General features: G+C 67.9%; 18 protein-coding genes. 11 read left to right on the top strand and 7 right to left on the bottom strand.

Going from position 1 to position 15315, the window contains the following annotated elements:
- Nucleotides 1-25: 25 nt before the first annotated feature.
- The 3 genes from NDI85_RS06950 to dcd form a co-directional block, all read right to left on the bottom strand.
- Nucleotides 26-676, bottom strand: a complete 651-nt coding sequence (locus NDI85_RS06950; RefSeq protein WP_310915341.1) for a methyltransferase domain-containing protein — start codon at nt 674-676, stop codon at nt 26-28.
- Nucleotides 673-1569: a thiamine-phosphate synthase family protein gene (locus tag NDI85_RS06945; protein WP_310915340.1), complete on the bottom strand. Its 897-nt coding sequence runs from the start codon at nt 1567-1569 to the stop codon at nt 673-675. The genes NDI85_RS06950 and NDI85_RS06945 overlap by 4 nt, the downstream gene beginning before the upstream one ends.
- 205 nt (nt 1570-1774) lie before the next feature.
- The gene (gene dcd, locus NDI85_RS06940) at nt 1775-2362 is read right to left on the bottom strand and encodes a dCTP deaminase (protein WP_166968486.1); all 588 of its coding nucleotides are present in this window, start codon (nt 2360-2362) and stop codon (nt 1775-1777) included.
- 214 nt (nt 2363-2576) lie between these two features.
- Between dcd and NDI85_RS06935 the strand changes: the two genes are divergently transcribed.
- Entirely contained in the window at nt 2577-3341 is a 765-nt protein-coding gene (locus tag NDI85_RS06935; RefSeq protein WP_310915339.1) for a BGTF surface domain-containing protein, read from the top strand.
- Nucleotides 3342-3352: 11 nt separating this feature from the next.
- Here NDI85_RS06935 and NDI85_RS06930 read toward each other — a convergent pair whose 3' ends face one another.
- Nucleotides 3353-4075 carry a Yip1 family protein gene (locus NDI85_RS06930; protein ID WP_310915338.1) on the bottom strand — a complete coding sequence of 241 codons (723 nt, stop codon included), beginning with the start codon at nt 4073-4075 and terminating at the stop codon, nt 3353-3355.
- Nucleotides 4076-4174: 99 nt separating this feature from the next.
- On the opposite strand from NDI85_RS06930, the gene pth2 reads away from it, so the two are divergent.
- From pth2 to psmB, 3 genes are all read left to right on the top strand, one after another.
- Nucleotides 4175-4513: a peptidyl-tRNA hydrolase Pth2 gene (gene pth2, locus NDI85_RS06925; RefSeq protein WP_166968489.1), complete on the top strand. Its 339-nt coding sequence runs from the start codon at nt 4175-4177 to the stop codon at nt 4511-4513.
- A 76-nt stretch (nt 4514-4589) separates the two neighbouring features.
- Nucleotides 4590-5324, top strand: coding sequence for an archaeal proteasome endopeptidase complex subunit alpha (psmA, locus tag NDI85_RS06920; RefSeq protein ID WP_166968490.1), 735 nt, complete (start codon nt 4590-4592; stop codon nt 5322-5324).
- The gene (psmB, locus tag NDI85_RS06915; protein ID WP_188995645.1) at nt 5324-6016 is read left to right on the top strand and encodes an archaeal proteasome endopeptidase complex subunit beta; all 693 of its coding nucleotides are present in this window, start codon (nt 5324-5326) and stop codon (nt 6014-6016) included. Before psmA ends, psmB begins: the two co-directional genes overlap by 1 nt.
- 49 nt (nt 6017-6065) lie before the next feature.
- Here psmB and NDI85_RS06910 read toward each other — a convergent pair whose 3' ends face one another.
- Nucleotides 6066-6230 carry a hypothetical protein gene (locus NDI85_RS06910; RefSeq protein WP_188993450.1) on the bottom strand — a complete coding sequence of 55 codons (165 nt, stop codon included), beginning with the start codon at nt 6228-6230 and terminating at the stop codon, nt 6066-6068.
- A gap of 155 nt (nt 6231-6385) precedes the next feature.
- Between NDI85_RS06910 and NDI85_RS06905 the strand changes: the two genes are divergently transcribed.
- The 3 genes from NDI85_RS06905 to NDI85_RS06895 are packed head-to-tail and all read left to right on the top strand — an operon-like array spanning nt 6386 to nt 9977.
- A complete protein-coding gene (locus NDI85_RS06905) occupies nt 6386-7759 on the top strand; it encodes an MFS transporter (RefSeq protein ID WP_188993452.1) in 1374 nt (457 codons plus the stop codon).
- A gap of 48 nt (nt 7760-7807) precedes the next feature.
- Nucleotides 7808-9199, top strand: a complete 1392-nt coding sequence (truD, locus tag NDI85_RS06900; RefSeq protein ID WP_188993454.1) for a tRNA pseudouridine(13) synthase TruD — start codon at nt 7808-7810, stop codon at nt 9197-9199.
- Nucleotides 9200-9248: 49 nt separating this feature from the next.
- On the top strand, nt 9249-9977 hold the full coding sequence (locus tag NDI85_RS06895; protein WP_188993456.1) for a DUF2103 domain-containing protein: 729 nt from the start codon (nt 9249-9251) through the stop codon (nt 9975-9977).
- Between the two features lie 30 nt (nt 9978-10007).
- On the opposite strand, the gene NDI85_RS06890 is transcribed toward NDI85_RS06895, so the two are convergent.
- Nucleotides 10008-10580 carry a hypothetical protein gene (locus tag NDI85_RS06890; protein WP_310915337.1) on the bottom strand — a complete coding sequence of 191 codons (573 nt, stop codon included), beginning with the start codon at nt 10578-10580 and terminating at the stop codon, nt 10008-10010.
- A gap of 41 nt (nt 10581-10621) precedes the next feature.
- Entirely contained in the window at nt 10622-10846 is a 225-nt protein-coding gene (locus NDI85_RS06885; RefSeq protein ID WP_188993460.1) for a hypothetical protein, read from the bottom strand.
- Nucleotides 10847-10997: 151 nt separating this feature from the next.
- Here NDI85_RS06885 and NDI85_RS06880 point away from each other — a divergent pair, with 151 nt between their 5' ends.
- The 4 genes from NDI85_RS06880 (at nt 10998) to NDI85_RS06865 (ending at nt 15282) form a co-directional block, all read left to right on the top strand.
- On the top strand, nt 10998-11276 hold the full coding sequence (locus tag NDI85_RS06880) for a 50S ribosomal protein L37ae (RefSeq protein WP_166968496.1): 279 nt from the start codon (nt 10998-11000) through the stop codon (nt 11274-11276).
- 27 nt (nt 11277-11303) lie between these two features.
- A complete protein-coding gene (locus tag NDI85_RS06875; protein ID WP_188993464.1) occupies nt 11304-11438 on the top strand; it encodes a DNA-directed RNA polymerase subunit P in 135 nt (44 codons plus the stop codon).
- Complete coding sequence (locus NDI85_RS06870) at nt 11435-11683, top strand: KEOPS complex subunit Pcc1 (RefSeq protein ID WP_188993466.1); 249 nt, start codon at nt 11435-11437, stop codon at nt 11681-11683. Before NDI85_RS06875 ends, NDI85_RS06870 begins: the two co-directional genes overlap by 4 nt.
- A 107-nt stretch (nt 11684-11790) precedes the next feature.
- Complete coding sequence (locus NDI85_RS06865) at nt 11791-15282, top strand: PAS domain S-box protein (RefSeq protein ID WP_310915336.1); 3492 nt, start codon at nt 11791-11793, stop codon at nt 15280-15282.
- Nucleotides 15283-15315: the final 33 nt, after the last annotated feature.

Here is a 15315-nt window from a genome sequence, read left to right as displayed (position 1 = left end):
CGGCGAGATGCCGCGCGTCAGCCGTTCACTCGACCCGCCCGGAGACGAGTCCCAGATACCCGCCCGCGAACGTCTCGTAGCGCCGGTCGACGGTCCGTTCGGTCAGTCGGTCCCGGGCCGTCGCGACCCGCCGTTCGAAGGCGTCGGCGTGCGAGCGCCGCGAGAGGCGCGCCCCGGGTGCCGAGAGGCGGACGAACCCTTCGAAGGCGACGTTTACCGGCGTTGCGAGCGGGTTGGCGCTTCGTTGGAAGTTCAACAGCGCGACCCGGCCGCCGGGAGCGGCGCAGTCACACCACGCGTCGACGGCCGCGGCGGGGTCCGCGAAGATGCCGGCGACGAACGTCGCGAGTACCGCGTCGACGTCGTCGACGGGCGGGCGCGCGGCATCGCCGAGCAGATAGTGGACGCCGTCGCCGGTCCGGTCGGCGTGACCGCGTGCCCGTCGGAGCATCTCTGGTGTCAGGTCCACGCCCACGACGCGGCCCGCTGGAGCCACGCGGCGGCGGAGTGCCGGCACGTTCGCGCCGGTGCCACACCCCATCTCGACGACCGTCTCGCCCGCCGAGAGGTCGAGCGCGTCGACCGCGCGGGCCCGCCACGACCGGACGACCGGGAGGGAAGCCAGCCGATCGTACAGCGCTGCCCAGCGCGCGTAGACGGCCCGGGGGTCGCTCACAGCAGGTCTCTCGCCCACTCGGCGACGGTCACGGCGTCGTCGCCGAGCAGATAGACGACCGGTTCGATACCCATCCCGCCGGTCTGATAGATGACGTCCGCGTCGGGGCTCTCTGCCAGTGCCCCGGCGATTGCCGGTTCGAGGGCTTCCTCGGCGTCGAACTCGACGGTGGTGTGGCCGGCCTCCTCCAGCGCCGCTACGACAGCGTCGTCGTAGCGGACGTTCAGCGCCGCGCGAGCGTCGCTCCCGGCGGCACGCGCCGCTAGCAGTACCGTGGCGACGTGTTCGCTCACACCGAACTCCGGTTCGGCGGGGATGGTCGCCCGCCCCTTCACGTCCAGAACCCGGCCGGGGACGGCGGCCACGTCCTCGATGGCGTCGCCGTCGGGCAGCGCTTGTACGAGGTTCGACCCGACGGCGGGGATGAGCGTCGCGAAGCCGCTGGTGTTCTCTAGCACTCGGAGGCCCTGCCGGACCGTCGACAGCGTCCGCTCTGCGGCCCGGAGTTTCGAGTCCGGGTCGTGGACGCTGAACTCGCCGCCGTACTCGGCCAGTTCGGGCACCGCGTCTTCGTGAAGCGACGCGAGCAGGCCGCCCTGTTCGAGTTCGCGAATGAACACTTCCGCCTCGACGAGCGCCTGCACGGGACTCATGTCGCCGTCGGCAAGCCCCTCGGCCAGTCGCTCGACGAGTTCGTTCAACCCTCGGTGAGAGAGCAGCGCGTCGTTGCGCTCGACGTCGCCGTGGACGTACTTCGAGACGGCGCTCTGGCTGATGCCCAGCAGGTCCGCCACCTCGGACTGCGTGAGGTCCCGGTCCCGGAGGGACTCGGCCAGCATCGACCGGAACGTCGGGAGAAACTCCTCGACGACGATCTCCTCGACGAAGCGCATCCTACTGGTCGCCTCCGAACTCACTCGCTCGCAGCCGAGGTGCGGACACGACGCCGTAGGGGTCGGTCCTCATTGGTCGCCTCCGAACTCACTCGCTCGCAGCCGAGACGCGGACACGACGCCGCAGGGGTCGGTCCTCATTGGTCGCCTCCGAACTCACTCGCCAGCAGTCGAGACGCGGACACGACGCCGCAGGGGTCGGTCCTCATTGGTCGCCTCCGAACTCCCTGTCCCCCTGTATCTTGCTCGCCTGTGGCCCGGTCTGGTCTTGATACTTCGAGCCGCGGTCGGACCCGTACGGGCGCTCGGCGGGCGTCTTGAGTTCCGTGAAGGTGAGCTGAGAGATTCGCATGCCCGGGGTGAGCGCGACCGGGGCGGTGCCGAGATTCGACAGTTCGAGGGTTATCTGGCCCTTGTAGCCGGGATCACAGAGGCCCGCCGTCGCGTGGACGACGATAGCCAGCCGGCCCAGCGAGGACCGGCCCTCGACGTGGGCGATGAGGTCGTCGGGAATCTCGACGCGTTCGTGGGTCGTCCCGAGGACGAAGTCGCCGGGATGGAGGATGTATTCGCCGTCCTCCGCGATCTCGGTCTCGTCGACGTAGTCGGCCACCTCGGCCTCGGCGTTGGGGTGGATACACGGGATGTTGGCGTGCTGGAACTCCAGAAACTCCTGACCGAGTCGGAGGTCGACGCTGGCTGGCTGAATCTGGATGTCGGGGTCGTCGAGCGGTTCGACGACGAGGTCGCCCTCGCGGAGTCGGCGCTCGATGTCCGCGTCGGAGAGTATCATTACCCGACGTACCGGCGCGGGATACCTAAAGCGTCCCGTCTCGAAGCCACCAGCGCGGTCGGTCGCCGGGGCTGTTCAACGCTGCTTTTAGCATCCGTCGAGGGTTTTTCAACCCCGGACGTAGCGTCGCGTGCATGCCAGCTAGCCGCCCACCCTCCACTCGCGAGGCGTCGCACAGATCCATCGACAGACCGACCCCCCGGGAGGCGTGCGTATGACCACCCGGCGAACCGCTATCGTCAGCGCCGTCGCCGTCAGTGCCGTCCTCGTCGTCGGCCTGTTCGTACTGCCGGCGCTCTCCGGACAGACGAACGGACCCGCCGACGCGCCGGCCACCGACGAGACGGCACCCACGGACGTGAACGGCACCGTCGTCTATCCGGTGAACGACTCGCTCGTCCTCGAAACGCGGTCGAACGAGTCGATCGAAGGCGCGACGGACGTCGCCGCCGGGGCCACGGTGACCGTTCGCATCAAGAGCGATAGCGGCGACAGCCCGTTCATCTATCAGCAACAGACGACGGTTCGGGACAACGGCACGTTCGCCGTGCCGGCCGACCTCTCGGGCGTCCCCGAGAACGCGACGGCGACCGTCAGCGTCCGCCACGACGGCGAGGAACTGACGAACCGGACGGCACAGGTCGTGTACGTGCCGGGGGCGACGGCGGCCGACGGTGACGACGCGTCGGTCGCCGGCACGCGACTCGACTACGACGGCGAGACCCTCACCGTCCGGAGCGCCACGGACCAGACGATTCGCGGGACGACCGACCTCGAACCCGGCACGAACGTCACGGTCCGCGCGCGGAGCTCCGGGTCGAGTACGCCCTTCCTGCACCAGCGGACGGCGACGGTAGGGGACGACGGGACGTTCGCCGTGACGATGGACTTCGAATCGATCCCTGCAGGCACCCGGTTCGAGGTCAGCGTCCGCCACGGCGACGAGACGCTCACCGAGGCCGACGCGCGAGTCGAGTAATCGCCGTCGCCCTACGAGAGCACCACTGGAACGGTCGCCACTATCACGGCGACGACCACTGCCGCCCGACGGCTGAGTTCGTGGGCGACGCGCAGGCCGGCGGCCCAGACGTACGCCTGCCAGGCCGCCCCCGCGATCTGAATCAGGAGGAACGTCAACCCGGAGACGCCCGACTGGAGCGTTCTGACTTCCGAGAGAAGCGTCTCCGGGGTCGAACCGGCGAGGTCGGCCTGCGCGGCGAAGTAGACCAGCGCGGCACCGGCCACGCCCGTGACGACTACCGTCGGTACGAGACCCCACGCGGCGACTTCCATGCTCTCGCCGAACCGGCCGGTGCCGCTGCCCAGCCACGCGCCGACGTGGAGCGCAACGGCGAGGCCGAACCAGACGAACAGGAGGCCGACGAACAGCCACGGGAGCCTGTCGGCTATCTCCTGCCAGAGCAGCGAGCTGATCTCGACGGTCATCGTGGCTGGTTCGTCACAGCCACTCGGGGTCATCCCGCCGGCACCGCCGTCCTCACAGAACACGTCGCCGGGATAGGCCGGGTTGTCGACGGTGGTCGTCCCGGTGAACTGCTGGCTGAACAGGCGAAGCGCGACGCCGAGAACGGTGGTCAACAGGAACGCGAGCGCGGCCGCGAGGCCGACCCCACGAAAGCCGCTAAGCCGGTCCGCTCGCCGCTCGAAGAACGCGCCCGGTCGTGCGACGAACGTCGTGACGGTGGAGGGCATCCCCGGGGAGTGCACACCCATACGGTAAGTGCCCTGTGGTATGTGCAACCGCACGGGTGCTCCGACGGGGGTTTAAGTCAGGGTCGCTACGTGTGGGACATGAAGCAGGCCATCGTCGCCCGGGCCGATATCGGTATGGGCGAGGGCAAACTCGCCGCGCAGGTCGCCCACGCCTCGCTGTCGGCCTACGAGGACGCCGGTCGGACGGCCCGCAACGCCTGGAAAGGCGAGGGCCAGAAGAAGGTGGTCCTGAAGGCGACGAGCGAGTCCGAACTGTTCGAACTCGCCGACGTCGCCGAGCGCGAGGGCCTGCCGCATGCCATCGTCAGGGACGCCGGCCACACGCAACTGGACCCCGGCACGGTCACCGCCCTCGCGGTGGGGCCGGCCGAGGACGAGTCGGTGGACCGGGTCACTGGCGACCTCTCGCTGTACTGAGGGCAGCGGAGACGACACCGACGATGTCGTTATATACTAGAAGCCCTAACCTCAGGTGAACAACAGAGCACACACAATGCAAGGAAACGAACAACAGGCGTACGACCGCGGGATAACCATCTTCTCGCCGGACGGGCGCCTCTATCAGGTCGAGTACGCTCGTGAGGCAGTCAAGCGAGGGACCGCGAGTGTCGGCGTCCGCACGGCCGACGGCGTCGTGCTGGCGGCCGACCGCCACGCCCGCTCCCCGCTCATCGAGCGCGACAGCATCGAAAAGATTCACGAGATCGACGACCACGTCGGCGTCGCGAGCGCCGGCCACGTCGCCGACGCCCGCCAGCTCATCGACGTCGCCCGGCGGCAGGCACAGGTCAACCGCCTCCGCTACGACGAACCGGCGAGCGTCGAGTCGTTGACCAAGGAGGTCACCGACTACATCCAGCAGTACACCCAGACCGGCGGCGCACGCCCGTTCGGTGTCGCCCTGCTGGTCGGCGGCATCGAGGACGGCGAACCGCGCCTGTTCGAGACGGACCCCTCGGGGACGCCCTACGAGTGGCAGGCCGTCGCTATCGGCGGATCTCGCGAGGAACTCCAGACGTTCCTCGAAGACGAGTACGCCGACGAGATGGACCTCGAAAGCGGCGTCGAACTGGCGCTACAGGCCCTCGCGTCGGTCAACGACGACGGCCTCGACGCCACCGGTGTCGACATCGCCACCGTCGACGTCGAGAGCGAGCAGTTCACCAAACTCGCCGAGGACGACATCGCCGGTCGTATCGAGGAGTTCGAACTCGGAGGTGACGAATGATGTACGACCCTGAGGAGCGTCTCACCGACGCCTATGAACCCGAGGTCGGCACGCTGCCGAACGACGACGGCGGCCGCGACGAGGAGACGGTCACCAAAACGGGGACGACCACCGTCGGTATCAGCACCGAGGAAGGCGTCCTCATCGCGACGGACCGCCGCGCCTCGCTGGGCGGCCGGTTCGTCTCGAACAAGTCGGTTCAGAAGGTAGAGCAGATCCACCCGACGGCCGCCATGACGCTGGTCGGCAGCGTCGGCGGTGCGCAGTCGTTCATCCGCTCGCTGCGCTCGGAGGCGAACCTCTTCGAGGTCCGCCGCGACGAACCGCTCTCCATCCACGCGCTGGCGACGCTCGCGGGTAACTTCGCCCGCGGCGGCCCGTTCTTCGCCATCAACCCCATCATCGGCGGGGTCGACGAGGAGGGCAGCCACGTCTACAGCGTCGACCCGGCCGGCGGCGTCCTGCAGGACGACTACACCGTCACCGGCTCGGGCACCATGGTCGCGACGGGGACCATCGAGGGCGAGTACGACCCCGAGATGAGTCTCGAAGACGCTCGCGCACTGGCTATCCGCGCCGTGCAGGCGGCTGCAGAGCGTGACACTGGCTCTGGGAACGGTATCGTCCTCGCGGAGATCACCGAGGACGGCGTCGAGATCGACCGCTTCGACGACTACGAGTCGGCGGTCTGATCGCCTCAGGCGTTCTCTCTGCGTTTTCGGCTCCGGTGGCGAGCGGCGCCTATCGCGGCACCTCGACCCACCCGCATATCCACGCCTCTTCGGCGTCGGGACAGTAGGCCACGGTACGGCCGCTGAACTCGGTAATCACTACGTCGCTTTCGCGCCACCGCTCGACGCGCTCCCCCATGTCGTCGCGTCTGTGTTCTGATTCGGGTTCTGTCACGGTACCCCTCGTCCGATGGTGAGCGACCGACGACCCTCGTTATGCCGTTGCTAACCCGCTGCACCGCTCCGCTCTGCATCTCTGCGGAGAGATATATAGACACTACCACGCCGGGATTCGTGGCTATAAGTGCGACCCGCGTCTGCCCCCAGTCGATGGCTACGGACCACGCCGACGAGGACGTCGACCTGCTCGACGCGTTCCGGCAGTTCTTCGCGCTGGAACGGGACGTCCTCGTCCTCTCGCTGTCGATGCTTGCGTTCTCGCTCGCCTTTCAGATGACCAGTCGCTACGTCCCCGAGTACATGCGGCTCCTCGGCGCGAGCGCGGGCGTCATCGGTCTCTACGGCAGCGTCGGCAACCTCATCAGCGCCGTCTACCCCTACCCCGGCGGGGCCGTCTCGGACCGCCTCGGCTCCCGGTTCGCGCTCACGGCCTTCGCCGTGTTGGCGACGCTCGGGTTCGGCGTCTGGTACCTCGCCGCTGTCGTCGGCACCGTCGCTGTCGGTCCGGTGACCGTCCCCGCGTGGGCGTTCGTCTTCGTCGGCCTGTTTCTGGCCCAAGCGTGGAAGTCGTTCGGCCTCGGCGCGACGTTCGCGATCGTCAAGCAGAGCGTCCCGCCGGCCCGACTGGCGATGGGCTTTGCCAGCACCGAGGTGTTCCGACGACTGGGTTTTCTCATCGGTCCGTTGCTGGCGGCGGGCTTACTCGCCGTCTCGGCGACGTTCGTCGGCGGCTTCCAACTCGTCTTGCTCGTCGCGATCGCCTGTGGTGCGGTGGCGACGGTGGCCCAGCACGTCCTCTACGACGCTAGCGAGGACACGTTAGGCAAATCCTTCGAGGGGGTAGCGCAGGTCCTCGACGACCTTCGGGGGATGCCGGAGACGCTCCGCCCCCTGCTCGTCGCCGATACGCTCGTCCGTTTTGCCAACGGCATGGTGTACGTCTTCTTCGTCATCGTCGTCACGGACTTCCTCTCGGTCGGGTTCTCCGGATTCGGCCTCTCGCTTCGGCCCGACGCCTTCTTCGGCGTCCTCCTCGGCGTGGAGATGGTCGTCGCTATCCTCTCGATGGCCCCCGTCTCGAAACTCGCCGAGTACGCCGGGCTGAAACCCGCCGTCGCGCTTGGCTTTTCGGTGTATGCTATCTTCCCGCTGGTGCTCATCTACGCGCCGGCGGACCAGTGGATACTGCTCTTGCTCTTTGCGTACTCGGGCCTCCGCTTTGCGGGCCTGCCCGCACACAAGGCGCTCATCGTCGGCCCGGCCGAACGCGACGCCGGCGGCCGCGTCACCGGGACGTACTACCTCGTCCGGAACACGCTCGTCATCCCCAGCGCCGCGCTGGGCGGATGGCTCTACGGGAGCGAGTGGGTCCTCTCGCTCCCCGAGGCCGTTGGCCCACTCGCGCTCCCCGAGTTCGCACTCCGAGCGGGCCCGGAACTGGCCTTCGGCGTCGCGACGGCGGTCGGCGTCGTCGGCGTCGCGTACTTCCTCGTCTTCGGCGAGGAGTTCGAGGCCTACGCGTGACCGACGACGAACGCCAACGCTAAACCCGGCCCGACGAACAGGGCACCAATGCGCGAGGCCCACCCCATCGAGCGAGTGGTCGGCATGGAGTACTACGTCAGCGACGCCGACGGCGTGGGCGGCCACCTGCGAGCGAGCCCCGAGGACTTCCGGGTCACCGAACTGGAGGCGTTCGATACGTCGCCCGTCGACGCCGACACCGGCGCGTACCCCCATCTGGTCCTCCGCGTCGAGTTACACAACTGGGACACGAACGACTTCGCGAGCGCGCTCTCCGACCGACTCGGAATCTCCCGCGAGCGCGTCTCGTGGGCCGGGACGAAGGACAAGCGGGCGGTCACCCGGCAGTTGTTCTCGGTGAAGGGCATCGACGCCGACGACGTGCCCGACGTGGACGGGACGGATATCGAGGTCGTCGGTCGCGCCGGCCGGCCGGTCCTCTTCGGTGACCTCGCGGGCAACGCCTTCGACATCGTGGTGCGTGACACCGAAAACGCGGCGAACGCCGCGAGCGTACTGGCGGACCTGCGGGCGTTCGCGGACAGTGAAGGGACCGAACCGCGGGACGGCGGCCCCGAGGACAGTGACGCCGACTCGCTCCCCGACGGCGAGTCGACCGTCGGCGTCCCGAACTACTTCGGCCAGCAGCGGTTCGGGTCGCGCCGTCCAGTCACCCACGAGGTCGGCCTCGCAATCGTCCGCGAGGACTGGGAGGGGGCGGTGCTCGCCTACGTGGGCAACCCGCACGAGCGCGAACCCGAGGCCACGCAGGCCGCCCGGTCCTACGTCGACGAGACCCGCGACTGGGAAGGTGCGCTGGACCGCCTGCCGCGGGCGCTGGGCTACGAGCGGTCGATGTGTCACACGCTCGTCGAGAACGGTGCCGACTCGCCCGCAGACTTCCGTGAAGCCGTCGAAACGCTGCCGACGAACCTCCAGACGCTGTTCGTCAACGCCGCCCAGTCCTACGTCTTCAACCGCATCCTCTCTGCGCGACTCGAACGGGGACTGCCGTTCGACCGCCCCGTCGAGGGCGACGTGGTGTGTTTCGCCGATAGTGACGCTCCCGAGGGACTGCGACTCCCGGACCCCGACCGCACCCAGCGCGTGACCGAGCAACGCCTGCGGACCGTCGAGCGACACTGCGAGCGCGGCCGGGCGTTCGTCACGGCACCGCTGGTCGGCACCGAGACGGAACTAGCCGACGGCGAACCCGGCGAGATAGAGCGCGACGTGCTTGCCGACGTGGGGCTCGAACCGGGCGATTTCGATCTGCCGGGCGAGTTCGACAGCGAGGGCACCCGTCGAGCGATTATGGTCCGGACGGACCTCGGCGTCGACCGCGACGGCGACGACCTGACGTTCTCTTTTGCGCTCCCGAAGGGCAGTTACGCGACGGTCCTCTTACGGGAGTTCCGCAAGACGGACCCGGACGCGTAGGGAACGCGAACCGTCTGGCTTATCCGGCCGAGCGCCCCTACACCCACGCATGGACTGCCGGCAGTGTGCGACGCCGCTGGACCGACCGGGCGACTACTGTCTGGTCTGTCACACTGCCAACACCGAGGCGGTCGTCCTCGAACTCGGCCGCGACCGGGCGACCGTCTCCTGTATCGCCGACGAGTCCGTCGTCGGCCAACGGACGGTGACGACGACGCCGGAGGGCGACGGCAGCGACGAGAAGAGCGTCGTCGAGTTGCGCAACTTCGCCGGCCTCGTCGCCGACGAAGTGCGGCGCAAGCGCCCGGAGGAGGTGTACGTCACCGGCGACCGCGACGTCATCGCCGCGGTCCGCGGTCAGTTGCACCACGAGTTCTTCCGCGTCGAGGGCGAGGACCCCGTCCAGCGGGTACTGGACCGACAGGGCGAACCCGCGCTGGACGTCGTCGACGCCGCGCCGGCCGAGAAGCTGGGCGGGAGTCACTCGACGCTCATCGGCGGCCGCTCCGGCCAGCGGGTCATCCACACTGTCGCCGGCCACCCGCACGTCAAGAAGGTCATCCCCGGCCCTATCGACGCCGGCGGGTCGAGTTCGCCCACGGGCGTCCGGGCGAAGGCGACGCGGGCCGACACCAACGGCAACGTCCGCGTCCTGATTCGGGACGGCTCCAGTGTGCAGGAGAACCGCGTCGTCACGACGGCTGGCGACCGGGAACTCGGCGAACACGTCCGGGACGACCTGAACGAAGCGCTGCGGGACGCCGAGTTACAGGACTGACGCCGTCGCTTCGCGCGCGGTTCGATAGTTCTACGACCGCCGTCGGGCGTCGAAGACGAGTGGGACGACGTGGAGGGCTCCCAACAGGAGAAAGGCGACCGGTTCGACCAGCGAGAACCGCACGCTGCCGATGAGGAGGACGGCCAGTGCGACGACGCCCGAGACGAGGTAGGCCCGGCCCCGGTCGGCGTGCCCGGGACCTTCCAACAAGCCGGCCGTCCAGCAGTACCCCACCGCGGCGGCGCCGACCCACGCGTGCCAGAACGCCAGCGGTTCGGGGACGAGTCCCGCGAGACCGGTCAGCGTCAGGCCCATCGCCGTGCCGTTGACCGCCCCCCAGACGAACATCGCGTCGGAGAAGCGCACGGCGTCCGGACCGTGTAGGACCGTCGTGCCCGAAAACGCGCCCACGAGGACGACCCACAGCGCAGTGGCGCCGAGGGCGGCGTTCGGCGGGTCGAGCCACGCGAGCGTCTGTGTCCCGCCCCAGCCGAGGGCGCCGACGGTCGCCCCGGCCAGCAGAAACTCGGCTTCCGTGAGGCGGCCGCTGGTCGCCGGGGCGACCGCTGTGAGGCGGGTCCGGAGCCGGTCTGTCACTGCCATCGCTGGTCGTTCGGTGTCGACGGTAATGGATGTGGCTGTCCCTACGCTAGCTCTGCGGCCAGCAGGAGGACGCTCGGTGCCACCAGCAGGACGACGCCCACGAACATGAGCAACGCCGGGAGCACGAGCAGCCCCATCTCGGTGAACAGCCACAGCCCGAGCCCCGCGAGCAGCGCGGCGAGCCCGACGAGGCGCAGTAGCCATGTGACGACACCCTCGAGTTCGGAGTCTGCGACGACTTCGACGACTTCGAGTGCTTCGTCCATAGCACCAGCACCGTTTGTCATGGCGACGGTTAGTCGCTGTGGCTACGGTTCTACCGCTCGGTGGGCCGCCGCGGGTGTGAGTGCCTGACGCAGTTCAGTTTACGTCCGTCTCGAAGGGCTTATGTGGACGCTGGGCCGACCAGAGAGTACTATGGCCAACAAGAGAGGACGAACCGGGAGCGCCGGTCGATTCGGCGCTCGCTACGGTCGCGTCGCCCGCCGCCGCGTCGCAGAAATCGAGTCGGAGATGAACGAGGACCACGCCTGCCCGAACTGCGGCGAGGACCGCGTCGACCGGCAGGGCACCGGCATCTGGCAGTGCAGCTACTGTGACTACAAGTACACCGGCGGGAGCTACAAGCCCCAGACGCCCGGTGGCAAGACTGTCCGCCGCTCGATCCGCGCCGCGCTGGCCGAAGACGAGGAATAAAGGGCCTCGACGCCCCACATATCTGGTATGAGCTACAAGTGTTCACGCTGTAAGCGCGACGTAACACTCGACGAGTACGGTGGCGTCCGCTGTCCGTACTGTGGTCACCGCGTTCTGCTGAAAGAGCGGTCGCCCGACGTCAAAGAAGTCGACGTCAAGTGACGGACACACACCGAACGATTCTCACGTTCGACTACCCGGACGAAGAGCGCGCACGCCGCGTCGAGCGGAGCCTCCGCCCGGAACTGGGTGCCATCGACGGCGACCGGACGACGGCGACGCTGACCCGCGACGGCGCGACACTGGAGTGTACTGTCACGGCCACCGACCTCGTCGCGCTCCGGGCGGGGTGTAACACGTGGCTGACGCTGACGAGCGTCGCCGAGGCCGCCGGCGAGTGTCGATAGCACGCGCCGCCCTCGGGCGATTCGACTATCGATTCAGATAAACTGACCGACAGTATATAGTTGGGGGAGGTGGTGGGTACGCCCAACACGAGACCGCGGACTACTGCATGACAGAGCACTCTCAGCCTCGGACCGTTGCTGCGGACAGCCAGCAGACCGAGCGCAGCACCGTTCTGTACGTCGATGCCGACGCCGCGTCACGCGAGCGAACACGGACCGAGATGACCGACCACCGGCCGGAGGTCGACGTCGCTGCCGTCGGGAGTTCCGATGCGGCACTCGACGTCGGCGCGTCGAGACCACCGGCGTGTCTCGTCGTCGACCCTGTGGGTATCGAAGCGGCCGACCACCTCGTCGAGACGTTCGACTGTCCCGCGATACTGTATTCGGCACGGGACCCGGCGGCCGTCGACGACGCATTGCTGGGTTCGTCGACGACGGTGGTCGAGAAGGGCCCCAGCACACACGGGGCCTTCCTCGCCGAGAAAGTCGTCAGCGTCACCGAGTCGGTGACGGATCGGTCGACGTACGCACTCCAGACGGCGGTCGACGACGTCGCGAACCGCGCCGACGAGGGCGAGTTGACGCTACTGGTCGACGACGCGGGCGACCCAGTTTGGTCGCGCGGCTCCGCCGAAGACGTCCCGGGCCTCGACTTCGAGACGGCGAACGTCTACGACGCGGTGGCGACGCTCGCGTCCGACACCGCGGCCGGGGACGTGGCGGACAGGCTCCGTTCGGACCCGACGGACCCGGTAACGGTTCGGGCCGAGACGGCCCGGGGCGAGCGGTACCTCCAGTTCCGGGGGTACGACCTGCCGGACGCTGCCGGATCGCTCCGACTCTTCGAGATCACCGACGTCACGCCAGCGGCCCGTCGGGAGGCCAGACTGTCGCTGCTCGAAATGCTGACCGAGCAGGCGCAGGACGGCCTGTATACGCTCGACGAACGCGGCGTCATCGACTACTGTAACGAGTCGTTCGCAGCGATGCTGGGCTACGACCCGTCGGAACTGACCGGCACACACGCGGCCGAGACGCTCGCGCCCGGCGAGTTGGCGAACGGCCAGCAGACCATCGAACAGTTGCTCACCAGCGACGCCGACGACGCGAGCGTCGACCTCACCTGCCGATGTAAGGACGGGACGGAGCGTGAGATATCCATCCACTACACGCTGCTCCGAGACGACAGCGGCGCGTACCGCGGTCTGAACGGCGTCGCCCGGGACGTCACCGAGCGCCGTGAACGCGAGCGAGCACTCAGGGAACGCACGAAACTGTTCGAAGGGTTGGTCGACCGCTTCCCGAACGGTACGGTGTTCCTGTTCGACGAGGAGTTCCGGTACACGGAAGCGGGCGGCGAAGACCTGAAAACACACGGTTTCGAACCGTCGGATTTCGTCGGGAAGACGCCACGAGAGGTGCTGCCCCCAGAGAACGCGTCGCTCCTCGAAGAGGCGTACGGAGCGGCCTTCGAGGGGCGGACCAGTGCGTTCGTCGACGAGTATCGGGGCGACCACTACTACGTGCAGGTGATACCGATACGCGACGACGACGGGGCGGTCGTCTCGGGCATGACCGTCGCACAGAACATCACGGACCGGGTGGAGTACGAACAAGAACTCGAACAGTCGAACACGCTCCTGTCGACGTTACTCGACGCGCTCCCGGTGGGTATCCTCGTCGAGGACGACGACCGCGAGATACGGACGGCCAACCAGCGACTCGTCGACATCTTCGACATCCCCGGATCGGCCGAAGACCTCGTCGGCACGGACTGTTCGGTCGCCGTCGAGCGCGTGAGCCAGCGGTTCGCCGACCCCGAGTGCTTCCTCGACGAGACAGCGCAGTTGCTGGCGGCCCGCTCGACCGACCTCCGAACAGACCTCGAACTGAGCGACGGGCGGACGGTACAGCGGAGTTACCTCCCTATCGACCTGCCGGACGGCGAGGCGAACCTCTGGCTCTACCGGGACGTCACCGAGCAGCGGGACCGGGAACGAGAACTGGTGCGAACGACCGAACGCCTCGAACTCGCGTTGGAGGGGGCCGAACTGGGCGTCTGGGACTGGAACGTCGAGACCGGCGACGTCTCCTTCGACGAGCGCTGGGTGGGGATGCTCGGGTACTCCCTGTCGGACCTCGATCAGCGGATAGAGACCTGGGAGGATCTGGTCCATCCCGACGACCTCGAACGCGCCTGGGACGCCATCGAGTCACACTTCGAGGGCGAGACGGACATCTACCGGTGCGACCACCGACTGCGGACGAAAGACGGCGACTACAAGTGGATACGGGACCTCGGCCGGGTGTTCGAACGTGACGAGGACGGCGACCCGATTCGAGCCGTCGGCATCCATCAGGACATCACCGAACAAAAACGCCGCCAGCGAGAACTCGAAACACAGCGCGACGAACTGGTGACGCTCACGCGGGTCCACGTCCTCATTCAGGACGTCATCCGAGCGCTCGGGACGGCGGCGACCCGGGACGAAATCGAGACGACCGTCTGTAACCGACTGGTCGAGTCAGACCTGTACGAACTCGCGTGGATCGGCGAGCGCGACGGGACGGGAGGGCCCCTCTCCCGGAAGACGACGGCGGGCAACGACGAGGGGTACCTCGACACCATCCAGAAACTCGCGGAACCCGCCGCTCGGACGAACGACCCCGGAACGACCGCTATCCGGACCGGCGAGGTACAGGTCATCCACGACGTGGCGACCGACGAGCGGATGGACGACTGGCGCGACGAGGCGCTGGCGCGGGACTTCCGCTCGGCCGCGGTCATCCCCCTCCGGCACGACGACGTCGTCCACGCCGCGCTCATCGTCTACGCGAACCGGGCCGAAGCGTTTAGCTCCAGAGCGCTCGACGCCCTCACGGTTCTGGGCGAGACAGTCGGATTCGCCTTCACAGCCGTCCAGAACAGACGGTTACTGACACGCGACCGGATCGTCGAGATGGAGTTCAAGTCCGAAGACCCGGACGCGTACCCGCTCGTCGTGGCTCGTCGACACGACTGTCGGCTCGAATCGGCCGGAAGCGTCGATATCGGCGAGGAGGCACTCCAGTACCTCACCGTCGACGGAGCCCCGCCAGCGGACGTTCTCGAGAGTCTGTTAGAGTTCCAGCCGGTACTCGACGGCCGGGTCATCCGGTCTGACGGGGATAGTGGCGTCGTCGAGTTCCAAACGACGGACACGTATCAGTCGCTGCTCTTAGACGTCGGTGCGCGACTCGTCGACGCTATCGCGGACCCGAATCGACTCACCTTGGTCGTCGAGGCGCCGACGGACGGCGATCCGCGGACGATACAGGAGACGCTCTCGGCCCAACTCAGCGGCTTCGCCCTCATTTCGAAACGGGAGCGCGAGCGCCGACCGACGACCGTCACGGACCAACCGCCGCTACAGGAACAGTTGACCGACCGGCAACTGGAGGTCCTCAGAGCGGCCTACCTCGCGGGGTACTACGAGTGGCCGCGGGATACGACGGCCGAACAACTGGCAGACACGCTCGACATCTCCTCGCCGACGCTCCATCAGCACCTGCGACGGGCCGAACGGAATCTGCTCGACGGCTTGCTCGACCTCTAACCACGGTATTACACAGTCGCGTAGGCGGCAGAC

The sequence above is a fragment of the Haloarcula sp. S1AR25-4 genome (genome assembly GCF_031624555.1).
Taxonomy (GTDB): domain Archaea; phylum Halobacteriota; class Halobacteria; order Halobacteriales; family Haloarculaceae; genus Haloarcula; species Haloarcula pellucida.
This window is presented reverse-complemented; position numbering and strand designations above follow the sequence as displayed.